At 41.3% G+C, this 23752-nt stretch carries 22 protein-coding genes; 2 read left to right on the top strand and 20 right to left on the bottom strand.

Annotated elements, in window-relative coordinates; genetic code table 11:
* Positions 1–48: 48 nt before the first annotated feature.
* The 5 genes from ilvC to FQT24_RS09330 form a co-directional block, all read right to left on the bottom strand.
* On the bottom strand, positions 49–1071 hold the full coding sequence (gene ilvC, locus FQT24_RS09350; RefSeq protein WP_000290683.1) for a ketol-acid reductoisomerase: 1023 nt from the start codon (positions 1069–1071) through the stop codon (positions 49–51).
* 168 nt (positions 1072–1239) lie between these two features.
* Complete coding sequence (gene ilvN, locus FQT24_RS09345) at positions 1240–1716, bottom strand: acetolactate synthase small subunit (protein WP_001253803.1); 477 nt, start codon at positions 1714–1716, stop codon at positions 1240–1242.
* Complete coding sequence (locus FQT24_RS09340; RefSeq protein ID WP_020900041.1) at positions 1709–3409, bottom strand: acetolactate synthase large subunit; 1701 nt, start codon at positions 3407–3409, stop codon at positions 1709–1711. Before FQT24_RS09340 ends, ilvN begins: the two co-directional genes overlap by 8 nt.
* Before the next feature lie 200 nt (positions 3410–3609).
* The gene (locus FQT24_RS09335; protein ID WP_070528646.1) at positions 3610–5277 is read right to left on the bottom strand and encodes a DAK2 domain-containing protein; all 1668 of its coding nucleotides are present in this window, start codon (positions 5275–5277) and stop codon (positions 3610–3612) included.
* A gap of 2 nt (positions 5278–5279) precedes the next feature.
* Positions 5280–5645: an Asp23/Gls24 family envelope stress response protein gene (locus tag FQT24_RS09330; RefSeq protein ID WP_000216437.1), complete on the bottom strand. Its 366-nt coding sequence runs from the start codon at positions 5643–5645 to the stop codon at positions 5280–5282.
* A 205-nt stretch (positions 5646–5850) separates the two neighbouring features.
* Here FQT24_RS09330 and FQT24_RS09325 point away from each other — a divergent pair, with 205 nt between their 5' ends.
* Positions 5851–7017, top strand: a complete 1167-nt coding sequence (locus tag FQT24_RS09325) for an IS30 family transposase (protein ID WP_143951979.1) — start codon at positions 5851–5853, stop codon at positions 7015–7017.
* A gap of 327 nt (positions 7018–7344) precedes the next feature.
* Here FQT24_RS09325 and rpmB read toward each other — a convergent pair whose 3' ends face one another.
* Positions 7345–7533 carry a 50S ribosomal protein L28 gene (gene rpmB, locus FQT24_RS09320; protein WP_001140948.1) on the bottom strand — a complete coding sequence of 63 codons (189 nt, stop codon included), beginning with the start codon at positions 7531–7533 and terminating at the stop codon, positions 7345–7347.
* Between the two features lie 223 nt (positions 7534–7756).
* Between rpmB and FQT24_RS09315 the strand changes: the two genes are divergently transcribed.
* Positions 7757–8923 (top strand): IS30 family transposase, encoded by a 1167-nt coding sequence (locus tag FQT24_RS09315; RefSeq protein ID WP_143951979.1) that lies wholly within the window; start codon positions 7757–7759, stop codon positions 8921–8923.
* 259 nt (positions 8924–9182) lie between these two features.
* On the opposite strand, the gene FQT24_RS09310 is transcribed toward FQT24_RS09315, so the two are convergent.
* The 14 genes from FQT24_RS09310 to recA form a co-directional block, all read right to left on the bottom strand.
* The gene (locus FQT24_RS09310) at positions 9183–9857 is read right to left on the bottom strand and encodes a LiaF transmembrane domain-containing protein (protein WP_143952820.1); all 675 of its coding nucleotides are present in this window, start codon (positions 9855–9857) and stop codon (positions 9183–9185) included.
* A gap of 4 nt (positions 9858–9861) precedes the next feature.
* A complete protein-coding gene (locus tag FQT24_RS09305; RefSeq protein ID WP_143952819.1) occupies positions 9862–10308 on the bottom strand; it encodes a LytTR family DNA-binding domain-containing protein in 447 nt (148 codons plus the stop codon).
* 113 nt (positions 10309–10421) lie between these two features.
* Complete coding sequence (locus tag FQT24_RS09300; protein ID WP_185952567.1) at positions 10422–10925, bottom strand: phosphatase PAP2 family protein; 504 nt, start codon at positions 10923–10925, stop codon at positions 10422–10424.
* Between the two features lie 98 nt (positions 10926–11023).
* Positions 11024–12781: an ABC transporter ATP-binding protein gene (locus tag FQT24_RS09295; RefSeq protein WP_143952818.1), complete on the bottom strand. Its 1758-nt coding sequence runs from the start codon at positions 12779–12781 to the stop codon at positions 11024–11026.
* A complete protein-coding gene (locus tag FQT24_RS09290) occupies positions 12771–14540 on the bottom strand; it encodes an ABC transporter ATP-binding protein (protein WP_143952817.1) in 1770 nt (589 codons plus the stop codon). The genes FQT24_RS09295 and FQT24_RS09290 overlap by 11 nt, the downstream gene beginning before the upstream one ends.
* Positions 14515–14985 (bottom strand): MarR family winged helix-turn-helix transcriptional regulator, encoded by a 471-nt coding sequence (locus tag FQT24_RS09285; RefSeq protein WP_143952816.1) that lies wholly within the window; start codon positions 14983–14985, stop codon positions 14515–14517. The genes FQT24_RS09290 and FQT24_RS09285 overlap by 26 nt, the downstream gene beginning before the upstream one ends.
* 177 nt (positions 14986–15162) lie before the next feature.
* A complete protein-coding gene (locus FQT24_RS09275) occupies positions 15163–15879 on the bottom strand; it encodes a YebC/PmpR family DNA-binding transcriptional regulator (RefSeq protein ID WP_000532893.1) in 717 nt (238 codons plus the stop codon).
* 668 nt (positions 15880–16547) lie between these two features.
* Positions 16548–17963 carry a cholesterol-dependent cytolysin pneumolysin gene (ply, locus tag FQT24_RS09270; protein ID WP_143952815.1) on the bottom strand — a complete coding sequence of 472 codons (1416 nt, stop codon included), beginning with the start codon at positions 17961–17963 and terminating at the stop codon, positions 16548–16550.
* Between the two features lie 10 nt (positions 17964–17973).
* Positions 17974–18384, bottom strand: a complete 411-nt coding sequence (locus tag FQT24_RS09265) for a hypothetical protein (protein WP_000595751.1) — start codon at positions 18382–18384, stop codon at positions 17974–17976.
* Positions 18377–18985 (bottom strand): hypothetical protein, encoded by a 609-nt coding sequence (locus FQT24_RS09260; protein WP_143952814.1) that lies wholly within the window; start codon positions 18983–18985, stop codon positions 18377–18379. Before FQT24_RS09260 ends, FQT24_RS09265 begins: the two co-directional genes overlap by 8 nt.
* A gap of 12 nt (positions 18986–18997) precedes the next feature.
* Complete coding sequence (locus tag FQT24_RS09255; RefSeq protein ID WP_260666580.1) at positions 18998–19441, bottom strand: DUF4231 domain-containing protein; 444 nt, start codon at positions 19439–19441, stop codon at positions 18998–19000.
* 329 nt (positions 19442–19770) lie between these two features.
* On the bottom strand, positions 19771–20721 hold the full coding sequence (locus tag FQT24_RS09250) for an N-acetylmuramoyl-L-alanine amidase family protein (protein WP_143952813.1): 951 nt from the start codon (positions 20719–20721) through the stop codon (positions 19771–19773).
* Between the two features lie 368 nt (positions 20722–21089).
* Positions 21090–22460 carry an MATE family efflux transporter gene (locus tag FQT24_RS09245; protein WP_143952812.1) on the bottom strand — a complete coding sequence of 457 codons (1371 nt, stop codon included), beginning with the start codon at positions 22458–22460 and terminating at the stop codon, positions 21090–21092.
* Between the two features lie 101 nt (positions 22461–22561).
* Positions 22562–23728: a recombinase RecA gene (gene recA / locus FQT24_RS09240; protein WP_143952811.1), complete on the bottom strand. Its 1167-nt coding sequence runs from the start codon at positions 23726–23728 to the stop codon at positions 22562–22564.
* Positions 23729–23752 lie beyond the last annotated feature (24 nt).

Raw genomic sequence — 23752 nt, 5'->3', positions numbered from 1 at the left:
TAAAAGCGAGTTAGTCCCCCAACTCGCCTTCACCTTAATTTCTATCAATTAGTTATAGATTTTAAATGCATCATCGTCGTTTTTACCAACGAATGGCATTGCTTTACGCAATTCTGCACCAACTTTTTCAATTTCAAGGTTAGCTGCTTGTTCACGGTAAGCAGTCAATTTTGGACGTCCAGCTTTATAGTCATTTACAAAGTCATTTGCAAATTTACCATTTTGGATATCTGCCAAGACAGCCTTCATATTTTCTTTAACTTGTTCAGTGATTACACGTGGACCTGATACATAGTCACCGTACTCAGCAGTGTTTGAAATTGATTGACGCATTTTCTTAAACCCACCTTCGTAGATCAAGTCAACGATCAATTTCATTTCGTGAAGAACTTCAAAGTAAGCCAATTCTGGAGCGTAACCTGCTTCTGTCAAGACTTCGAAACCTGCTTCGATAAGGGCAGTCAAACCACCACAAAGTACAGCTTGTTCACCAAACAAATCTTCTTCAGTTTCTTCTTTGTAAGTTGTTTCAAGAAGACCTACACGAGCTGCTCCAACACCTTTACACCAGTCCATAGCAATGTTTTTAGCATTTCCTGTTGCATCTTGATATACTGCGTAAAGAGCTGGAACACCAAATCCTTCTTCATAAGTACGACGTACCAAGTGTCCTGGTCCTTTAGGAGCACACATAAAGACATCTACATCCGCAGGAACTTTGATAAACTCAAAGTGGATATTGAAACCATGAGCAAATCCAACTGCATTTCCAGCTTCCAAGTTTGGAGCGATTTCTGCTTCGTACAATTCTTGTTGGATTTCGTCTGGTGCCAAAATCATGATAACGTCAGCCAATTTAGTTGCTTCTGCTACTGTGTAAGTGTCAAATCCATCTTCTTTTGCTTTGTCAAAAGATTTACCTGGACGTACACCGATGATGACATCACGACCTGAGTCACGCAAGTTTTGAGCATGCGCATGTCCTTGTGAACCATAACCGATAACGGCGATTTTTTTACCGTCAAGTGCTGCTACTTTAACATCTTTTTCATATTCCATTTGAACTGCCATAGTTTTTCTCTCTTTTCTATTATTTATTGCCTTTTAGGCTGGTTTAACAAATTTAAAATATTTTTATACTCAATGAAAATCAAAGAGCAAATTAGGAAGCTAGCCGCAGGCTGTACTTGAGTACGGCAAGGCAAAGCTGACGTGATTTGAAGAGATTTTCGAAGAGTATTAATCGCGGGTAAATCCAGTGGCACCCGTTCGAGCAATATTGCGAATACCGTACGGTCGAATGACTCGCAATAGAGCTTCACTCTTTTCAGCATTTCCAGTCATTTGAATGGTAATCGAGCTTGGCGCTACGTCTACCACTGTTGCACGGAAAGGTTGAATAATTGCTAGAATCTCAGCTCGCTTCTCAGCTGGCGCTGACATCTTAACCAAAATCACCTCGCGCTCCAAATGAGGCTTGTCTGTGATATCACGAATGCGAATCACATCAATCTGACGATTGAGTTGCTTGATAATTTGCTCCACTTCATCATGTGAAGCTACATCAATAATAATGGTGATCCGCGATACATTCGGATCTTCTGTTGCTCCAACAGAGATGCTTTCGATATTAACCTGACGACGAGACAGGACACCGGTAAAGCGATTGAGGACTCCTGAACGATTTTGTAGTTTTGCTGTTAACATTCTACGCATGGAACTTCACCCCCAACATCTCATGATTACTCTTACCAGCTGGTACCATTGGTAACACCTGTTCCTTACGAGAAATATCTACCTCGATTAGCATAGGAACATTCTCAGTGATGACTTCAAGGTCTTGAGCCAAGGTCTCAGGATTGTCAAACTTATAGTTTTTAATGCCATAAGCTTGTGCCATCAATTGGAAATCAGGAAGGGTATCAAAGACTGACTCTGACGTTCTACCTTCATAGAAGGATTCCTGCCATTGGCGAACCATTCCAAGTGAGTGGTTGTTCAGCATAACCACCTTGATTGGCACCTTGTAAATGTTCAAAATAGCCAATTCCTGGTTAGTCATTTGGAAACCACCATCCCCAACAAACAAGACTACTTCCTTATCTGGGTTAGCAATTTTAGCTCCAATTGCTGCTGGAATTCCAAATCCCATGGTTCCCAAACCACCTGAAGTCACTAACTGACGTTCATTTTGGTAGGGATAATACTGGGCTGTCCACATTTGGTGTTGACCAACGTCTGTTACCACAATGGCATCTCCATTCGTCAATTCACCAATGCGTTCAATAACGGCTTGCGGTTGAACCACACGCTCTTTCTTGTCATAAGAACGAACACGGTTCTTGTCTTTAGTAACTTTCTCAATCCATTTCTCAGTATTGTTATGAACTGTCGGTTCTGCTAGTAACATTTGCAAGGCTTTCTTAGCATCTCCAACTACAGGAATATCTGCACTGATAATCTTGCCAATCTCAGCTGGGTCAATATCAATGTGAGCAACCTTGGCATTCTTAGCGAAGGTCTTAGGATTTCCTGTCAAGCGGTCATCGAAACGGCAACCAATACTAATCATAAAGTCAGCTTCCGTCATGGCAATATTAGCTGCGAAAGATCCGTGCATACCTCCCATTCCAAGGAAGAGTGGATGAGTCGTTGCAATCGTACCTTGCCCCAAAAGACTGGTTACCACTGGAATTTGATAGCGCTCTGCAAATTCATTTAATTCTGCAGCAGCTTCAGCATAACTAATTCCACCACCAGCTAGCAAGACTGGCTTTTTAGCCTTGGATAATTGCTTCAAGATTTTCTTGATTTGCATATCATTCGGCTCAAGAGTCGGCTGATAGCTTGGTAGGTTCACTTCTGGTGAATAAATGAAATCTGTTTCCAAAGCAGATACGTCTTTAGGTAGGTCAATTACGACTGGCCCTGGTCGACCTGTAGTTGCGATATGGACAGCTTCCGTAATGATACGCGGAATATCTGCCGTCTCACGAACTTGGTAATTGTACTTAGTGATTGGCATGGTAATTCCCACGATGTCTGCCTCCTGAAAGGCATCCTTCCCAATCCCTGCTCGCGCAACCTGTCCTGTAAAGACCAAAAGGGGAACACTGTCGCTCATGGCATCCGCAATCCCTGTAATGGCATTTGTTGCTCCCGGTCCGCTAGTGACGACGGCAACACCCAACTTTCCAGTTGATTTGGCATAACCTTCAGCTTCATGCAGACAACCTTGCTCATGGCGTCCTAGAATGTGGCGAATGCCTTTAAAATTATATATCGCATCATAAAAAGGCAAGACTGCACCACCAGGATAACCAAAGATGGTATCAATTCCTAAATCACGAAGTGTTTCCAAAACTAGGTCCGACCCCGTCTTAGGAGATTCTAAACTGATTTTCTCCATTGTTCCCCTTTCTCTTCTCTTAAAAATAACTTGTTACTATCATACCATTTTTTCAAAATTTTTCAAGAGAAAAGAAGAAATTTTCTGAATTTTCTATTTTAACGTTTATTTATGAATGTTATTTTTGTTTTTATTAAAAAGATACCGATTTCATTTACTAAAAAAGAAAAAAGAACTGATTTCTCAGTTCTTCATTAATCTTATTCCACACTGAATAGGTATGGGTAAACAGGTTGTTGACCTTGATGAATCTCGACTTCAACATCTTCGAATTCTTCTGTGATTTCTTGGGCAATTTCATTGGCAAGTTCTTCGCTTCCGTCTTCACCGACATAGAAGGTTACAATTTCACTATCTTCATCCAACATATGTTTCAAGGTTTCTATCAAGGTTTGGTGCATATCAGGGTTTGACACGAGGATTTTCCCATCCACCATACCTAGATTATCGTTTTCATGGATTTCTAAGCCATCAATGGTTGTATCACGCACAGCTGTTGTGACGCTTCCACTAACGACATCGCTAAGAGCAGCAGTCATACGCTCTTGGTTTTCTTCTATGGACTTACTTGGATCAAAGGCGAGAAGACTTGTCAAACCTTGTGGCAAAGTACGAGCTTCCACCACTACTGCTGGTTGTTCCAAAACTTCTGCTGCAGATTGAGCTGCCATGAAGATGTTTTTGTTGTTTGGCAGGAAGATGATGTTACGAGCGTTAACCTGTTCAACAGCCTTGATAAAGTCTTCTGTTGAAGGGTTCATGGTTTGACCGCCCTCGATAACATAATCCACACCTTGAGAACGGAAGATATCTGCTAGACCTTTACCAGCCACCACAGCAATCAAAGCATACTCTTTTTCTTCAGCTGGTTTGCTAACTTGAGCAGCTTCTTTTTCAACCTGTGCTTCGTGTTGGTTACGCATATTGTCAACTTTTACCTTGACCAAGCTACCATATTTGAGACCTTCTTGCATAACAAGTCCTGGATCTTCTGTATGGACATGGACTTTGACAATTTCATCATCGTTAACAACGAGGAGAGAGTCTCCAAGCTCATTCAAGTAGTTACGGAATTCATCGTAGTCAAAATCTTTGGCATAGGTTGGGCCTTGCTTAAGAGCTACCATGATTTCAGTACAGTAACCAAAGGTGATATCCTCAGTCGCTACATGACCAGCTACAGACTTGTGGTGCTCTGCATTGATCATTTCACTCATGTTAGCAGGAGTGGCTACAAAGTCCTCAGATGCAATATATTCGCCAGTAAGAGCTGAAAGGAAACCTTCGTAGATAAAGACCAATCCTTGACCACCTGAGTCCACAACACCAACTTCTTTCAATACTGGAAGCATGTCTGGTGTTTTAGCTAGAGCTGTTTTAGCACCTTCCAAGGCTGCGCGCATGACTTCAACAGCGTCATCTGTTTGCTCAGCTTTTTTCTTAGCACCGATAGCAGCCCCACGAGAAACTGTTAAAATCGTTCCTTCAACTGGTTTCATAACTGCCTTATAGGCAACTTCCACACCTGATTGGAAGGCAAGGGCCAAGTCTTGACCTGTTAACTCGTCTTTATCCTTGATGGCTTGTGAAAATCCACGGAAAAGCTGAGACGTAATAACTCCTGAGTTCCCACGCGCGCCCATCAAAAGACCTTTGGCAAGAATGCTCGCTACCTCTCCAACTGTAGAAGCTGGTTTGTCTGCAACTTCCTTAGCACCATTTTCAATGGTCATTCCCATGTTTGTTCCAGTATCTCCATCTGGAACTGGAAAGACGTTTAATGAATTGACATATTCAGCTTGCTTATTCAAACGAGTTGATGCAGCCTGCACCATTTCTTGAAATAAGCTAGTAGTAATTTTTGACACGGTTATTCTCCTACAACTTTGATATTTTGAATGTAGACATTTACAGTCTGAGCGGTAATTCCAAGTTGGTTTTCCAAACTAAAACGAACACGCTCTTGAATGTTTTTTGACACTTCGCTAATCTTTGTTCCGTAGCTCAACACGGTATATACATCAACTGCAATACTGCCATCTTCGGCTGCCTTTACGACGACACCTTTGGAATAATTTTCTTTACCTAGAAGGGCTTGGAAATTATCTTTGAGGGCATTTTTACTAGCCATACCGACCACACCAAAAATCTCAGTTGCTGCTCCACCTACGACGGTTGCAATCACTTCATCTGTTAGTTCGATTTGACCATCTTTTGTATTAATTTTTACAGTCATCCTTTTTACCTCAACTAGTTGATACTCTATTTTATCATATTTCAGCCCAAGTGTAAAAGCAGAATACTGTATCAGCGGATATTTACTCTATTTGCTAATTTCTCAAAGTAACTTCCACTTGCCCAACCAAAGTGGAAATTAGTCTAAAACGGATTTTTATGGTGGAATTAAGTGTGAGACGTTTGAGTTAGAAATGAGGTCTACTATGACAAAACATAAACACCTTACCCTTTCAGACCGTAATGATATCCAATTAGGCTTAGAGCGCGGTGAAACCTTCAAAGCTATCGGACAATCCATTCTAAAAGACCCAACTACTGTTTCCAAAGAAGTCAAACGAAACAGACAAGTCCGAGAGTCTACATGCGATAACCTTCCTTGCCCTTTACTCGATAAGGCTCCCTTTGTCTGTAATGGATGCCCTAAAAGAAGACAAAATTGTGGATTTAAAAAAATCTTCTACCTTGCTAAACAAGCTCAAAAACAGTACGAACAAACTCTTGTCGAAGCTCGTGAAGGAACTCCCCTTAATTCCAAGGCCTTCTGGGACATGGACAAAGTCATTTCTGATGGTGTTAAAAAGGGACAACACATCTATCATATCCTCAAAACTCATAACCTTGATGTCAGTTCCTCAACCGTCTATCGACACATCCGAAAAGGATACCTATCTATCGCTCATATTGACCTAGCCAGAGCCGTTAAATTCAAAGAAAGACGGAAAAGGAAACTACCTTCCATCCCTAAAGAAGCTAAAAAAGGCCGTTCCTATGAGGATTTCCAAAACTATTTAGTCCTTAATCAACTAGACTCTTGGCTGGAAATGGACACAGTTCTGGGGAGGATGGGAGGTAAAGTCCTACTTACCTTCAACCTGTCTTTCTGTAACTTTATCTTCGCTAGGCTTCTGGATAATAAAACTGCCCTTGAGGTTACCAAACACCTCTATACCATCAAGAACACTCTTCATGAAGCTGATAAAGATTTCTTCCAACTCTTTCCTGTCATTCTTACCGATAATGGTGGAGAGTTTGCCAGGGTTGATGATATCGAAATGGATGTGCGAGGAGAGAGTAAACTCTTCTTTTGTGACCCTAATCGCTCTGACCAGAAAGGGAGAATTGAGAAAAACCACACACTGATTCGAGACATTCTACCTAAGGGAACTGCTTTTGACAACTTAACTCAAGAGGACATCAATCTCGTCTGCTCTCATGTCAACAGTGTCAAACGTGCTGCTTTGAATGGAAAGTCAGCCTATGAGCTCTTTGCCTTTACCTATGGAGAAGAGATTCCTAAGCTTCTAGGTATTTCTAAAATACCTGCAGAAGACGTCTGTCAGTCTTCGAAATTACTCCAACATAAGTTCTAAAAACTAACCTTTAACCGCATTCAAACGTCTCACACTAACTTCCACCATAGCGGAACTTAATCTGAAACGCTTTCAGATGAGGGGATTTTGTGCGCTCTTTTTTTCGATTCCTTTTGGTTACAAAAGCGATGAAATCAAGCATTAGTAAAACCAGTGGAACTTACCCTGACACGGATTTCCACTGGTTTTTAGGATTTTTATCAGACTAACTTCCACTTCTACTAGCGGTGGAACTTAGTTTGCGAATTTACCATTTACTCTATTTTTCAAATGATTTTATATCTATAGTAAAAGAAAAAAGACCCTAAGGTCTCCTTACTTTTATTATTAAACGCGTTCAACTTTACCTGATTTCAAAGCACGAGCTGAAGCCCAAACTTTTTTAGGTTTACCATCGATAAGAACAGTAACTTTTTGAAGGTTTGGTTTTACGGCACGTTTTGTTTGGTTCATCGCGTGTGAACGGTTGTTTCCTGATACAGTCTTACGACCTGTAAAGTAACATACTTTAGCCATTGTGTTTTCCTCCTATTAGATCTAATATAGCGGATGTGCTAGCACCACATACCGTACTATGTTATCACACTTTCTTCTTTTTTGCAAGGGAATTGGAAGATTTTTTTATTTGCTAATTTCTCAAAGTAACTTCCACTTGCCCAACCAAAGTGGAAATTAGTCTAAAACGGATTTTTATGGTGGAATTAAGTGTGAGACGTTTGAGTTAGAAATGAGGTCTACTATGACAAAACATAAACACCTTACCCTTTCAGACCGTAATGATATCCAATTAGGCTTAGAGCGCGGTGAAACCTTCAAAGCTATCGGACAATCCATTCTAAAAGACCCAACTACTGTTTCCAAAGAAGTCAAACGAAACAGACAAGTCCGAGAGTCTACATGCGATAACCTTCCTTGCCCTTTACTCGATAAGGCTCCCTTTGTCTGTAATGGATGCCCTAAAAGAAGACAAAATTGTGGATTTAAAAAAATCTTCTACCTTGCTAAACAAGCTCAAAAACAGTACGAACAAACTCTTGTCGAAGCTCGTGAAGGAACTCCCCTTAATTCCAAGGCCTTCTGGGACATGGACAAAGTCATTTCTGATGGTGTTAAAAAGGGACAACACATCTATCATATCCTCAAAACTCATAACCTTGATGTCAGTTCCTCAACCGTCTATCGACACATCCGAAAAGGATACCTATCTATCGCTCATATTGACCTAGCCAGAGCCGTTAAATTCAAAGAAAGACGGAAAAGGAAACTACCTTCCATCCCTAAAGAAGCTAAAAAAGGCCGTTCCTATGAGGATTTCCAAAACTATTTAGTCCTTAATCAACTAGACTCTTGGCTGGAAATGGACACAGTTCTGGGGAGGATGGGAGGTAAAGTCCTACTTACCTTCAACCTGTCTTTCTGTAACTTTATCTTCGCTAGGCTTCTGGATAATAAAACTGCCCTTGAGGTTACCAAACACCTCTATACCATCAAGAACACTCTTCATGAAGCTGATAAAGATTTCTTCCAACTCTTTCCTGTCATTCTTACCGATAATGGTGGAGAGTTTGCCAGGGTTGATGATATCGAAATGGATGTGCGAGGAGAGAGTAAACTCTTCTTTTGTGACCCTAATCGCTCTGACCAGAAAGGGAGAATTGAGAAAAACCACACACTGATTCGAGACATTCTACCTAAGGGAACTGCTTTTGACAACTTAACTCAAGAGGACATCAATCTCGTCTGCTCTCATGTCAACAGTGTCAAACGTGCTGCTTTGAATGGAAAGTCAGCCTATGAGCTCTTTGCCTTTACCTATGGAGAAGAGATTCCTAAGCTTCTAGGTATTTCTAAAATACCTGCAGAAGACGTCTGTCAGTCTTCGAAATTACTCCAACATAAGTTCTAAAAACTAACCTTTAACCGCATTCAAACGTCTCACACTAACTTCCACCATAGCGGAACTTAATCTGAAACGCTTTCAGATGAGGGGATTTTGTGCGCTCTTTTTTTCGATTCCTTTTGGTTACAAAAGCGATGAAATCAAGCATTAGTAAAACCAGTGGAACTTACCCTGACACGGATTTCCACTGGTTTTTAGGATTTTTATCAGACTAACTTCCACTTCTACTAGCGGTGGAACTTAGTTTGCGAATTTACCGATTTTTTTATTTGACGTAGACAACACCAAGTTTACCAAAAGCCACATCTCCACGGATAATCAAAGTTTTACTGGTTGGAGCTAGAGAAGTGTCTGCCTTGGCTACACCACAGAAAGTTTCCACCTTCAAATCCACTCGCCAATGTTGGGGAACATAGATAACTGCATTGCCAAAACCAACTTCTACTTTCAGGGTTGCAATATCTCCTAAAATCTCTGCATTGTCATAATATATCTTAGCATTGCCAAAACCAACTTCTACTTGGTCTTCTACCAATTCTTGGTTTTGCTTGTAGAAAGTCCCAGTCCCAAAAGCGACCTCCTTATCTGTCAGAATGGTCTTTTTACCATCATACCACCATTTTTTCCCATTCCAAGTTCTGTTAGAATGAGTAAGTGCGTTGACACCCAGTACGATTAAAATACTAGCCCAGAATAGTGACTGATTTGGAATCGGTAAAATATTATAAAAGTGGTTAGCAATCATTAAGGCTACTAGAGCTGTAAAAGAGGCTGAAGTTAAGTGGCGACGCAACAAAGCTCCGACTGATTGGTAGGCAAAAAAAGCAATACCAATCAAGGGCCAAATTTGCCCCCCCAGAGAAGGGATTCCAAAATTCCCCTGCAATAATACTAAAGCCGCCAAAACAAGCAATACAATACCAAATGCTTTCTTTTTCATCTTATTACCTCATGTTTCTTAGATTTTCTTTTAGGAGGGATTGGTAATGCCGTGAGACATGAACCTCCTTGTGGGTCTGATAAAAGGAAATGGTCCCCGTTCCTGAAAAGGACTTATCCACCGAATAGATTTGCCGAATATTAGCAATAGTTGACTTGGATACCCGACTGAAATAGCGAGGAAGGATAGCTTCTAACTCATAGAGTTTAAGCCGAACTTCGTTGGCATCTTTCTGGGTATGGGCATAAATCTTGCTACCCTCCGTCTCAAAGAAGAGAATTTCCGACAAATCCAGATAATATTCACCCGTTCCCTTGTAAAAAATCAACCGAGGAGACTTGGACTCTTGCAAGAGCCGCTGTAAATCCGCAATCTCATCTGTCAAAGCCGCTGCCTTGATGACAATTTCAGTTTCCTCTAAATTGCTGTCAATTTCGATTCGTAACTTCATTCCATCTCCTTTCTGACTCTACTATATCAAAGCTAAAATAAGAAAACAAGAGCAAAAAAGCAAGTGGTTACTTTAGACCCGTAAGTGGTTGTAGGACCACCTTAACTTACAGGTCAACATAGAAAGAAAATCACACCCCACACAAGAGCACAAATATAGCCAACCACTACATCCTTGGGAAAATGCACTCCACCCAAGACTCTCACTAGACCGAGGAGGGCTGACAAGACCAACAAGATAACCCCTACAGATAAACTAGCATGTAAGCAAGCCATGGAGATAATGGTTGCTGAAAAGACATGACGACTGGGCATAGACTGACCAGGACTATCTCTGTCAAGCAAGGGTTTAATATCCCATTCCTCATAAGGCCTAGGGGCATTGATTTTCTTACGAAGAAAGGACAAAATCACAAAACCTGATGCAGGGATAAACACATAGATCAAGACTTGTTTCCCAAGTCCTTCTTGGAGATAGGTAGTAGCTAACAAGGTTAGATAAATCATAGGCATAACTACCGTCATGAACCGATTGAAAGTTCTTAACAATCTCAGAAAGATAGGTCTATTTTCAATCTTACCAGCAACGTGGTCATACCATTCTTGATAATTTTTCATATATTTTCTCATCACTTATTCAAATTTTGCTTATAGGGAAGCACTTGTCTTCTAGTATAGTGCAGAAAAAGAAGGCCGTCAAGCCTTCTTTCGATTTATTATTCTGCTTCGTCTTCTGTAAATTGACTGTTGTAGAGGTCAGCGTAGAAACCAGCTTGCGCCATCAGCTCATCATGATTGCCTTGCTCGATGATATTACCATCCTTCATAACAAGAATCAAATCAGCATTACGGATGGTTGACAAGCGGTGGGCGATGACAAAGGACGTTCTGCCTTCCATCAAATGATCCATGGCTTTCTGAATCAACTCCTCCGTCCGTGTATCAACAGAAGAGGTCGCCTCATCCAAAATCAAGAGTGGCGCATCTTTCAGCAAAGCACGAGCAATGGTCAAGAGTTGTTTTTGTCCGACAGACAAGGTCACTGTATCATCCAAGACGGTATCGTAACCATCTGGTAGGGTCATAATAAAGTGGTGAATCCCTACAGCCTTGCTGGCTTCAATCACGCGCTCATCACTAATCCCCTTTTGGTTATAGATAAGATTGTCGCGAATGGTTCCTTCAAAGAGCCAAGTATCCTGCAAGACCATTGAAAAGGAATCGTGCACTTCCGAACGCTTCATCTCTTTGGTATCCACACCATCGATATGGATACTTCCCTTATCAATCTCATAGAACTTCATCAAAAGATTGACAATGGTTGTCTTCCCAGCTCCAGTCGGTCCGACAATGGCAACCTTTTGACCTGCATGAGCGGTCGCAGAAAAGTCATGAATAATGGTTCGCTCTGGTGTGTAACCAAAGGAAACTCGATCAAAGACCACTTGACCTTTCATGTCGCTCAATTGTCTTTCTTTATGGGATTCATCCTCCATTTCCTCTTCAGCTAGGAATTCGAAAACACGTCCCATGGCTGCACTAGCCTGCTGCAAACTAGTAATCCCTTGGGCAATTTGTGAAAGAGGCTGAGAAAAGATACGAACGTAGGCCATAAAGGCAACGATAATCCCAATACTAATCTGCCCATTCAAGGCCAAGGCTGCACCGACGATAATCACTAAGGCATAGCTAAAGTTACCAATAAACATCATAATCGGCATCATAATCCCTGAAATAAACTGAGATTTCCAGATGCTGTCATACAGACGATGATTTAAGGTCGCAAATTCTTCTTTGGTACTCTCAATAGCATTGTAACTGGTCACCACATTATGGCCAGAGTACATTTCCTCCACATAACCATTTACAGCTGCCAAATCCTGTTGCTGACTCTTAAAGAAGCCCTGCGATTTGCCCATAAAGACGGACACGAAAGCAAAACCGATAAGAGTTGAAACAACCGTCACCAAGGCCAAAATCCAGTTCATTCCAAACATAGTTACTAAGACTGCCACGACCAGTAAAGTTGATGAAAGAACTGTTCCCAGACTTTGATTGAGGGATTGGGCTGCAATGTCAACGTCATTGGTCACACGAGACAAGGTATCTCCTTGAGAATGTCCATCAAAATATCCTAATGGAAGACGATTAATTTTCTCTGCAATCGCTGTTCTCAAGCGCTCTGAAAAACGTTGAATGGCTGTTGTAAACAGAAAGGCTTGCAAATAATTTGATAGAAGCCCAATCACATAGATGACGGCCAAAAAACCACCAATAGCTGCAACCGCCGCGACATCTACACTTGTTTCTAGTCCACTGGCAATGATATTGGTCATTTCCTTGATACGGGTTGGACCATATACAGTAATGATATTGGATAGGATTGTTGCTAGAAAGGCTATCAGAAGGGCAAACTGGAGACCTGCAAGATAGGGTTTACTCTGTTTCCAGAGCGACATTTTTTTATTTTCCATGTTCCAATTCCTCCTTCGATAATTGTGAATAGGCAATTTCTTGGTAAACTTCGTTGGTAGCTAGAAGTTCCTTGTGGGTGCCTTGTCCCACGACTTTTCCTTGATCCAAGACCAAAATCAAATCTGCATCCATAATGGTTGAAATACGCTGTGCTACGATGAGCTTGGTCATAGATTTTGTTTTCTCTGCTAGCTCTTGGCGTAGGACACGATCTGTCTTGTAATCCAAGGCTGAGAAGGAGTCATCAAAGATGAGGATTTCTGGCTTCCGAGCCAAGGCACGCGCAATGGCCAAACGTTGTCTTTGTCCACCTGAGAAGTTGGTTCCTCCTTGGGCTACTTCTGACTCTAAGCCCGCTTCCTTGTCTTCGATAAAGTTCTTAGACTGGGCCAATTCCAAGGCCTGCCACATAGCCTCCTCACTAAGTGGTGTTTCTTGGCTGCGTCCAAAGTCTAGATTGCCCTTGACATCTCCAGAAAAGAGCACAGCTTTTTGTGGAATATAACCAACCTTGTTGCGCAAATCTTCCAAACCGTAATCTTGAACATTAACTCCGTCCACTAGAATTTCTCCTGCTGATACGTCATAGAAACGTGGAATCAGATTGACTAGAGTTGACTTACCAGAACCAGTTGAGCCGATAAAGGCAACTGTTTGGCCAGCTTCTGCTCTAAAGCTAACATGCTCGATAACTGCCTCCGAATTTGCAGCATAGCGGAAGGTCACATCCTTAAACTCGACCTGACCGTTGAGATTTTCATCAGCCAGCTGCACTTGAGCAGGATTTTGGATAGAAGAATGCAAATCTAAAACCTGATTAATCCGCTTGGCAGAGACCATAGTTCGAGGAAGAACGATGAAGAGCGCTCCCATGAGAAGGAAGCCCATAACAACCTGCATGGCATAAGACATGAAAACAACCATGTCACTAAAGAGAGGCAGACGCGCTGTCGGAGCAGCGTCGTTAATCACATAGGCTCCAATCCAGTATATCGCCACACTCAAACCACTTGAAATGCCCATCATGATAGGATTCAAAATAGCCATAAGACGGTTGACAAACAAATTCAAGCGTGTCAATTCATCATTTGCTGCTGCAAATTTTTCATTTTGGTAATCCTCTGCATTGTAGGCACGAACGACTCGAATACCTGTTAAACTCTCCCGAGTGATACTGTTCAGTTTATCTGTCAGACTTTGAATCAAGGACTGTTTTGGAAAGGCTAGCGTCACCAAAACGATCGTCATCAAAACGTTGACAATCACTGCCACCAGAACGGCCCAGAGCCAGTATTCTGAATGGCCTAAAATCTTCCCAATGGCCCAGATAGCCATAATCGGACCACGCGTCACCACTTGCAAGCCCATGGTAATCAACATCTGAACCTGAGTAATATCATTGGTGGTACGAGTTAAAAGACTTGGAATAGAGAATTTCTTAATCTCTGTCTGTGAGTAGTCTAAAACTCGGTTAAAAATATCACTTCTTAGCCTACTAGTATAAGAAGCTGCCACTCTGGATGCAAAAAATCCAACTGCAACTGCGGACAAGAAGGCCAGAAAGGACATTCCTACCATCATACCTGCTGGTTGCCATAACTCATCTAAGTTGGTTCCCTGAGTTCCCAGCAAATCCGTGATTTTAGAGATATAGGTCGGCACTTCCAACTCTAGATAAATCGAAAAGCAGGTAAAGAGAATGGCTAGTAAAATCATCCCCCATTCTTTTCCACTAATTCGTTTTGCTAATTTCTTCATTCTCTCCTCCTATCTTCTCAACATTTTCTTGCAACTGACCGAGGACCTTTTCAAAGATTGCCAAGTCTGACTTTGAAACACCATCCAGCAGACTCTGATCAATGCGTTCAAAGAAGGCTTTAACCTGCTTCATTTGAGAACGCGATTTGTCCGTCAAACGTACAAACTTGGCTCGCTTATCGACAGGACTCGCCTCCAATTCCACCAAACCGTTTTGCACCATACGCTTGACCAAGTTACTAGCAACAGACTTGGTAATATTGAGTTCCTGCTCGATATCCTTAATCAAGACCAAGTCTTGATTTTCCTCACGGATATCCAAAAAAAACACCACATGACCTTGCGGTCCACCCATAAATTCAATGCCACAACGTTTGGCTTCCTTTTGTACCATCAGATGCGCCTGGCGCCCAAAACGTTTTAAAACCAACATCGGTTTATCCATACTAACTCCTTTCTAACTATCGCATTTAGTTCTTCTGAGAACTAAATAAGTTTTCATGAGAACTATTTTACCACTTTGAAAAGAGATGTCAAGATAAAAGTTTCCATAAGAACTATTTTCTTGATTAAAAAAATCCCAAGTGATTTTCTCACTTAGGATTATGTTTTCTAGGTTAAATTAGAAGCCGTCTACGTTTGTGTAAATTTTTTGTACGTCTTCGTCGTCTTCAAGGACGCTGTAAAGTTTTTCAAAAGTTTCAAGGTCATCGCCTGACAATTCCACCTCTGACTGAGGAATCATTTCCAGTTCAGTCACTTGGAATTCTTCAATACCTGACTCACGAAGGGCAACGATAGCCTTGTGAAGGTCTGTTGGAGCTGTGTAAACCGTGATTGTTCCTTCTTCTGCTTCTACATCGTCCACATCCACATCTGCTTCAAGCAATTGCTCAAAGACCGCGTCCGCATCTTCACCAGCAAATACGATAACACCCTTGTTGTCAAAGAGGTAAGAAACAGAACCTGAAGCACCCATGTTTCCGCCGTTTTTACCAAAAGCTGCACGGACATTAGCTGCTGTACGGTTGACGTTTGAAGTCAAAGTATCAACGATCAGCATAGAACCATTTGGTCCAAAACCTTCGTAACGTCCTTCTGTAAAGGTTTCGTCTGTGTTTCCTTTTGCTTTATCAATCGCTTTATCGATAACGTGTTTTGGCACTTGGGCTTGTTTAGCACGGTCGATAACGAATTTCAAAGCAGTGTTTGATTCTGGGTCTGGATCACCTTTTTTAGCTGCTACATAGATTTCTACACCAAATTTTGCATATACTTTAGAGTTAGCTCCATCTTTAGCCGTTTTCTTGGCTACGATATTGGCCCATTTACGTCCCATTAGGAATCTCCTTTTTTCACATTTTAATCTTTCTTATTATAACACAAGTTTTTTCGATTTTCACTAAAGGAAATAGATTTTATTCAGTAAATCAAGCTAGGATGACACTTTTGTTGCCAAGATGGTCTTGCCTTTCTATCCTTATCAACATTCAAAAAACAAACTAGACCATATCTGCAAATAGAAAGTTTCAGCCAAGTTTGACAAAGTCCGCTCAAGCTACTGTTTTGAGGTTGTAGATATAAGCGACAAAAACCATTATACTGCACCTTTTGTTGACAGTCTACTCCAGACGTATCATAGTTCAAGTAAATACTTTGAAATTCAACAGTTCTTATAGGTGCTATTGTATTCTAAGAAATCAATAGAAGAGTTTCTAAACAAAACCATAATTTATATGTTCCCGAAACAGAAATTTATGTTCTTTTTGATTTCACATGATACTGAAATTAGACTAGTACACTGGCACTTCTAAAACAAGCAAAAGGTAGCTAATCCCCTGTATAGCAAGGAGTTTCACTACCCTTTTTACTTTTTTACACATCCTGTTTGATAGACTTATTTTAACATCACGAGCATACTCCAATGGAAATCGCTAGGCAAGAGATAAACTTTCAGATATTCGCAGAGAGATCATCGCCTCTTTTTGTCGCAAACATTCTTCTCTCCTAATCATTTTCTACCTTATCCTCTACCTGAGGATAAAGAGTCGTTCCCCAAATAGAAATCGTCCGCTTACGCACTAGTGGCAAGTCGGTTTTTTCATAAATCGTACGCCACCATTCCCAGGCAAGTCCGGTACACTCTCTAATTTTGACAGAGAGATTGCGAACATTCCCTTTCAAAGGAATACTAGTGGTAAAATGAGCCGTCAAATCCTGCCCATTTCTGTTCCAAGACTTAGGAGTCAAGACTTCCTTACCTTGATAATCATAGGATAATTCATCCCAAGTAATGTAATATTGGGCAACATAGGCACCACTATGATCCAAGAGTAAATCTCCGTTTCTGTAAGCTGTCACCTTAGTCTCAACATAGTCTGTACTGTTTTGAAAGGTCGCAACTACATTGTCCCGTAAAAAAGAAGTTGTATAAGAAATCGGCAAGCCTGGATGATTGGCTGTAAAGCGACTGCCTTCTTGAATCAAGTCCTCTACCATATCCACCTTGCCTGTTACAACTCGGGCACCCGAACTCGGATCCCCTCCTAAAATAACCGCCTTCACTTCTGTATTGTCCAAAATCTGTTTCCACTCTGTCTGAGGAGCTACCTTGACTCCTTTTATCAAAGCTTCAAAAGCAGCCTCTACTTCATCACTCTTACTCGTGGTCTCCAACTTGAGATAGACTTGGCGCCCATAAGCAACACTCGAAATATAGACCAAAGGACGATCGGCAGAAATTCCTCTCTGCCTTAAACCCTCTACCGTTACAGTATCTTGAAACACATCTCCTGGATTTTTAACAGCATCTACGCTGACTGTATAATAAATCTGCTTAAAATTAACAATCTGAATCTGCTTTTCGCCCGAATGGACGGAGTTAAAATCAATATCAAGAGAATTCCCTGTCTTTTCAAAGTCAGAACCAAACTTGACCTTGAGTTGTTCCATGCTATGAGCCGTGATTTTTTCATACTGCATTCTAGCTGGGACATTATTGACCTGACCATAATCTTGATGCCACTTGGCCAACAAATCGTTTACTGCTCCGCGAACACTTGAATTGCTGGGGTCTTCTACTTGGAGAAAGCTATCACTACTTGCCAAACCAGGCAAATCAATACTATAAGTCATCGGAGCACGATCGACCGCAAGAAGAGTGGGATTATTCTCTAACAAGGTCTCATCCACTACGAGAAGGGCTCCAGGATAGAGGCGACTATCGTTGGTAGCCGTCACGGAAATATCACTTGTGTTTGTCGACAGGCTCCGCTTCTTTCTTTCGATAACAACAAACTCATCGGGTAACTGATTCCCCTCTTTGATGAAACGATTTTCAATACTCTCTCCCTGATGGGTCAAAAGTTTCTTTTTATCGTAATCCATAGCTAGTATAAAGTCATTTACTGCTTTATTTGTCATCTTCTACCTCCTAATAAGTTCCTGGATTGAGTTGCATAAACTCAGACTTGTTCAGCGAAATCAGCCGTGGTTGGACTAAGTGATCCAAAATTTCCTCGTACAATTCTTCTGAGACATTGCGTCGCCGTCTGGCTAGATAAGAAGTCGGAATGACCGTATTATCCAACATAAATACCTTATCTAAGTCAATCAAGGTTGGTCTTGTAAAAGGATTACGAGCTAGATCCGGCTCTTCTATCATAAAGTTCTTGACCAAACGTCTGGTCAAGAGAGCTGGTTTGAAGGTCTGATTTTTAACCAACTCTTTGTTTTTAGTCATGCTGTTGTCGATACAGATATACATATGATTCTTCACAGCCAAATCGCTACTAATACTTGGAAAAGGCAAATAAAGAGCCACAACATCTCCTCTCTTAATCAAGCAAGAGCACCCCCTTTTCTCCTAATGTAACATAGACAGGATTGACCAAGTCTTCTAATTGACTCAGTGCTTCCAAAGTTTGAGTTTGGCGCCCTGTCAATTTAGTAACATCTTGTCTCTTCAATACAAAATGCTTGTCGCCAATTACCTTGACACTATAATCCTTCTCCAAAGCTGACTGGTAAATCCACATCAGATCTTGTCTGTCTTGAAAACTCAAGAGTAAGGGCGTTTCAAGCCTCCCGACAGCCTGATAAAAATCAAAAACAGGAGCTAACTCCTGCCAATCTGACTGGCTAGTTGTCAAGGCTAGAAAAAGGGCTTTGCGAGCTGATACTTCTTGATTAGCCTTGAGAGTCCCCTTGCCCTCCAAGTTTTTTAAAAAGTGGGAAACTCCAGAAAACAAATCTTTCTCTAACTGCGAGAAATAAAAACCTTGCCTTCCCAGACACAAGTCTCTCAAGTCGCTTTCTCTAGCAAATAAGAGTTCAAACATTTGATAGTAAAAGAAAAATATCTGGCACTGAGTTGCGCTCATCTCTTCTTTATCGGCTTCTTTTTTCAACCAGAGCAAGGGCGACAGGTAGCTGGATTGAGACATTTCCTCCACCTCCTATTCTTTTTTCTCTGGAGCATCTGCACTAGCTGCCACTTCTTTTGACTGGATACTTTCCCACTGGTTAATTTCCTCTGAGATAAGACCTTCGCATGTCTTGACAAATAGGGCAAAAGCCTTGGTTTTTCCTGCATATTTCTCTGTTTGACATTGATAGAGGAATTTTTCTCTCTCCAGGAGTTGCGCAGTCTTTTGGTAAGAAATCCAGTGTTCCTTGGCATTATACAAATTGAGAATCCCCTCACACAGCAAGCCTAGACTGGACAAGGCAACCGAAATCAAACGGTAGCGATCACCTGGCATAGGAATAGCACAAAAGACAGCTATGAGAAAACCTGCCACGATTTCTGTTATTTTTAATACCTTATAGCGTCTACGATGTTGAACGCTTTTCTTTAAAAAATGAGCTATCTGTACGTCCAATCGATCTGTCAAGTACATTTATTCCGGCGTCATGTTCGTAACCCCTTTCATTTACTTTGATAGTCATAGTATAACATGTTTGAATGTCAAAGTATAGTAAAAACTGGAAAGCTATATCTTATTATAAAACTCAAATATGAAATGTTTGTGAAATGAGAGAAAAATAGCACAAAGAGGAAAGATAAAAAGTTTCAAAATAAAAATCACCAGAAGGACAGTATTCCAACTAGCTTTTCTGGTGATTTTTGAATTGTTTAGTTCGTTAGTGTGAGATAGGAATAATTGAGGATTAAGGCTTTTCAAGACCTAATAATATGCGCTTTTCTGCTTTGAAAGACATTCCATTATTATTTTACTGTTATCAAACCTTCAGGCTCGACTGTAAATTCTGGTTTTTCTGCTATCGTGCCATCCTCTTTAAGGTAATACCAGCCATCATTTGATTTGACAAAGGCATTGGAAACCATGTCCCCATTTTGACTATCAAGATAGTACCAAGTCTCCTTGTATTTGATCCAGCCTGTTTTCATAGCACCTTCTCCATCGAAATAGTACCACTTCTCAGCGATTTTCTTCCATCCTGTAGCCATTTCGCCTGACTGGTCAAACCAGTACCAGTTGCCGTCTATGTGCTTCTTCCAGCGGTCTGCAAGCATATAGCCTGAACCGTCAAAGTAATACCAAGTACCATTGACTTTCTCAAACTTATCTTTTGGATAAGAACCGTCTGAGTGTACATACCAGGTGCCAGTATCGTTCTGTTGCCATCCTGCTTCAATGGTCAAGCCGTTTTCAATATCCTGCTTGAATTGCTCACGACTAATACCCCATTTGGCAAGATAAGGATAAGGGTCAACATGATCTGAGTTGTTGTCAGGTTGGTTATTGGTGCAGTATTCGTGTGTCTTGATACCTGCTAAATCAGCAGTATCAAGCGTTTTCGGTATACCAGCTTCATCCGCTAGATTGCGTAAGAGTTCGATATAGAGACGATAGTCAATCAGAAACTCTTCTTTCGATTCATGGCTTTCAATCAGTTCAACTTGTGCATAACCTTCTGCATTCCAACCGCCCCCAACATCCCAGGCACCATTATCAACAGGTCCTACCTGCATAACACGACCATTACCGACTACGTGAGAAAAGAAGCCCAATTCAGGATCTTTTCTGTAATGGTAGTCAGCCTCATTTTGCACCGTTGAGTTACGGTTGCCTGTGGAATGGGCATGGACTTGCCTATATGGTTGCACGCCGACTTGAGGCAAATCTGTTCTTAATTTACTCACATCAATTTCCATATTCTACTCCTTATCAATTAAAACAACTTATTTTTTACAATCCAGAGCTAGAAACTCCTTTATTTATACCTCATAAAGAAGACAATCCTAGTCACGATTAGGCTTGTAGATAGAACTTCAAAACGCACTATTTTGACACTGTAAATAGGACTGATAAGGTCTGCATTCTATCTACAATAACACCCCAGACTAAAAAGCTTTTCAAAAGTATATTTTTACAGTCTCTATATGTCTTTTTAATAAATACATTATATCATATAAAAGAAGTCAAAAGTATATTAAACTATTTTCAAGACCAAACTAAAAGAGGAGAACACAAGTTTTTTCGATTTTCACTAGAGGAAAGAGATTTTATTCAGCAAATCGAGCTAGGATGGTACCTTAGTTGCCAAGATTTCCTTGCCTTCTTTGATCAAGGGGTGACGGAAAAGCGAAAAGTACAGTTGAACTGTCATGGCAACCCAGATGAGGGGTTCGCAAAGGATAACTCCCTTATAGCCTGCCCAAGGAATAATCAAGACCACAAAAGCAATTTTTCCGATTAGTTCAATAAAGCTGGAAACCAGAGGAAGGACTTTTTGCCCCAAGCCCTGCAAGCAATTGCGATAAATCAACAAGAGACTCAAAATAGGATAAAAGGCTGAGCTGATTTGCAGATAGAGACTTCCATTTTCTACCAAGTAACTATCCGTCGAACTGGCCAAGAAGGAAACCAAAGCTGGACTGGCAAAAAAGAGGAAGATACAAACAAAAACTGCCCAGGACATACTCAAACGACTGCCGATTCGAAGGCCTTGAACAATACGGTCAGATCGCTTAGCTCCTAGATTCTGAGAAGCAAAGGTCGTCATCGAGGCAGAAATAGCGGTCATGGGAAGAAGGGCGAAGGCCATAATGCGTCGAGCCGCTGTTTGAGCACTAATAATCACGGCTCCAAAAGTATTAACAGAAGACAGTAAAATCACACTGCCGATGGACACAATCGAGCTCATCAACCCCATAGCCAAACCTTGCTCCAAAAGATCCGCATACAAGGCCTTGTTCCATTTAAAATGCTTGAGTTGAGGGAGCAGTTCTGGAACACTCTTACGAATATAGTAAAAGCAGAGAACCGCTGACAAACCTTGCGAAATAATGGTAGCAAGTCCTGCGGATTGAACTCCAAGATGCAGTTGCGTAATGAAATAGAGGTCCAGAACCACATTGACCAAGGCAGAGAAAATCAGAAAGCCAAGGGCTGCTAGACTATCACCAATTGACCGCAACAAGCCTGCAAAGAGATTATAGGCAAAGCTGACACCGACACAGGTCACAATCATAGATATATATTGATAGGACTGGGGAAGGATTTCTGCAGGGGTATCTAGGTATTGCAAGAGAGGATACAAACCAAGAAAGCCTAGCAGCATAACCACAATACTCAAAAGAGCACCTAAAATCCAGGTGGCTGCTACTGCTTCCTTGATCTTTGTAAAATTCCGAGCCCCATAATAGCGGGCAATGACAATCCCCATTCCATTACCAACACCAAGCGTAAAGCCTATAATCAAGTCAAAAATGGCAGTTGTCGCCCCTACTGCTGCCAAAGAATCTTGGCCAAGAAATCGTCCAACAATCAAGACATCAGCGGTATTATAGAGTTGTTGGAAAATATTGGATAGCAAGATTGGGAAGGCAAAACTCAAAAGCGAGGGAAGAATAGGACCATGAATCAGGTCCACTGTTCGTTTTTTATTCATAAGGCTATTATATCAGCTTTCTAGAGGAGCGACAAGAAACAGCAAACTATGCCAGAACTAGGCAATGAAAAAGCAGTGAATTTCTCCACTACTTTAACAACTTATTCTTCAATTTCGATTTCAAGTTCGTCGCCTAGGTCAAGTGTCACTTCTTCATTCACAGAAGCTGCTTGAACTGCGTCATCTTTTTCAGTTTCAATACCTTCTACAGAAGCTTCTTCTCCATCAATCAAACCAAATTGAACACGGACTTGATGGTCAATTTCATCAAAGATTTCTGGATTATCTGCCAAGTATTTCTTAGCATTTTCAGAACCTTGACCGATTTTCTCATCCTTGTAAGAGTACCAAGCTCCTGCTTTTTTGATGATATCCAAATCGCTTGCAATCTTCAAGAGCTCACCAGTCTTAGAAATCCCTTCTCCGTACATGATTTCAACGAAGGCTTCCTTAAATGGCGGAGCCACCTTGTTTTTCACGACCTTAATCTTAGTTTCTTTACCGACATTGGTGTCTTTTTGGTCACCAGTTCCCTTGATTTGCGTGCTTCCACGAACATCCAAACGCACTGAAGCGTAGAATTTCAAGGCACGTCCACCAGGAGTTGTTTCTGGATTTCCAAACATGACCCCAACTTTTTCACGCAATTGGTTGATGAAGATGGCAATTGTTTTGGTTTTATTGATAGAAGCACCAAGTTTACGCATGGCCTGACTCATCATACGAGCCTGCAAACCAACGTGGCTATCTCCGATATCTCCATCAATTTCCGCACGAGGGACAAGGGCCGCAACTGAGTCGACTACGACAAGATCCACAGCACCTGAGTCAATCAATTTTCCTGCAATTTCAAGCCCTTGCTCTCCTGAGTCTGGTTGAGACAAGAGCAATTCGTCAATATTGACCCCAAGGGCTGCAGCATAAGCTGGGTCAAGGGCATGCTCCGCATCGATAAAGGCTGCAATCCCACCTTCTTTTTGCGCTTGCGCAACTGCATGAAGGGCAACCGTTGTCTTACCAGATGACTCTGGCCCATAGATTTCGATGATACGTCCCTTAGGATAACCACCTGAACCAAGAGCAATATCGAGAGCCAAGGAACCTGAGCTCATCACTTGCACCTTTTGCTCCGCACGCTCACCCAAACGCATGATTGAACCCTTACCAAAGTCTTTCTCAATCAATTTAAGAGCGTCATTCAAGGCTTTTTCACGTTCTGCCCCGAATTTTTTTGAAATTTCATCTAATTTTTTTGGTTTTTTCGCCATTCTATTCTCCTACATTCTAATGGT

This window comes from Streptococcus mitis, assembly GCF_901542415.1.
GTDB classification, from domain to species: domain Bacteria; phylum Bacillota; class Bacilli; order Lactobacillales; family Streptococcaceae; genus Streptococcus; species Streptococcus mitis_BL.
The sequence above is the reverse complement of the archived record's forward strand: the minus strand, read 5'-3'. Positions and strand labels throughout refer to the sequence as shown.

What these genes read in the sequence shown, in the direction of transcription:
- ilvC (WP_000290683.1), bottom strand. Translation starts at nt 1,071, where the DNA reads ATGGCAGTTCAAATGGAATATGAAAAAGATGTTAAAGTAGCAGCACTT.
- ilvN (WP_001253803.1), bottom strand. Translation starts at nt 1,716, where the DNA reads ATGCGTAGAATGTTAACAGCAAAACTACAAAATCGTTCAGGAGTCCTC.
- FQT24_RS09340 (WP_020900041.1), bottom strand. Translation starts at nt 3,409, where the DNA reads ATGGAGAAAATCAGTTTAGAATCTCCTAAGACGGGGTCGGACCTAGTT.
- FQT24_RS09330 (WP_000216437.1), bottom strand. Translation starts at nt 5,645, where the DNA reads ATGACTGTAAAAATTAATACAAAAGATGGTCAAATCGAACTAACAGAT.
- FQT24_RS09325 (WP_143951979.1), top strand. Translation starts at nt 5,851, where the DNA reads ATGACAAAACATAAACACCTTACCCTTTCAGACCGTAATGATATCCAA.
- rpmB (WP_001140948.1), bottom strand. Translation starts at nt 7,533, where the DNA reads ATGGCTAAAGTATGTTACTTTACAGGTCGTAAGACTGTATCAGGAAAC.
- FQT24_RS09315 (WP_143951979.1), top strand. Translation starts at nt 7,757, where the DNA reads ATGACAAAACATAAACACCTTACCCTTTCAGACCGTAATGATATCCAA.
- FQT24_RS09310 (WP_143952820.1), bottom strand. Translation starts at nt 9,857, where the DNA reads ATGAAAAAGAAAGCATTTGGTATTGTATTGCTTGTTTTGGCGGCTTTA.
- FQT24_RS09305 (WP_143952819.1), bottom strand. Translation starts at nt 10,308, where the DNA reads ATGAAGTTACGAATCGAAATTGACAGCAATTTAGAGGAAACTGAAATT.
- FQT24_RS09300 (WP_185952567.1), bottom strand. Translation starts at nt 10,925, where the DNA reads ATGAAAAATTATCAAGAATGGTATGACCACGTTGCTGGTAAGATTGAA.
- FQT24_RS09295 (WP_143952818.1), bottom strand. Translation starts at nt 12,781, where the DNA reads ATGGAAAATAAAAAAATGTCGCTCTGGAAACAGAGTAAACCCTATCTT.
- FQT24_RS09290 (WP_143952817.1), bottom strand. Translation starts at nt 14,540, where the DNA reads ATGAAGAAATTAGCAAAACGAATTAGTGGAAAAGAATGGGGGATGATT.
- FQT24_RS09285 (WP_143952816.1), bottom strand. Translation starts at nt 14,985, where the DNA reads ATGGATAAACCGATGTTGGTTTTAAAACGTTTTGGGCGCCAGGCGCAT.
- FQT24_RS09275 (WP_000532893.1), bottom strand. Translation starts at nt 15,879, where the DNA reads ATGGGACGTAAATGGGCCAATATCGTAGCCAAGAAAACGGCTAAAGAT.
- ply (WP_143952815.1), bottom strand. Translation starts at nt 17,963, where the DNA reads ATGACAAATAAAGCAGTAAATGACTTTATACTAGCTATGGATTACGAT.
- FQT24_RS09260 (WP_143952814.1), bottom strand. Translation starts at nt 18,985, where the DNA reads ATGTCTCAATCCAGCTACCTGTCGCCCTTGCTCTGGTTGAAAAAAGAA.
- FQT24_RS09255 (WP_260666580.1), bottom strand. Translation starts at nt 19,441, where the DNA reads ATGTACTTGACAGATCGATTGGACGTACAGATAGCTCATTTTTTAAAG.
- FQT24_RS09250 (WP_143952813.1), bottom strand. Translation starts at nt 20,721, where the DNA reads ATGGAAATTGATGTGAGTAAATTAAGAACAGATTTGCCTCAAGTCGGC.
- FQT24_RS09245 (WP_143952812.1), bottom strand. Translation starts at nt 22,460, where the DNA reads ATGAATAAAAAACGAACAGTGGACCTGATTCATGGTCCTATTCTTCCC.
- recA (WP_143952811.1), bottom strand. Translation starts at nt 23,728, where the DNA reads ATGGCGAAAAAACCAAAAAAATTAGATGAAATTTCAAAAAAATTCGGG.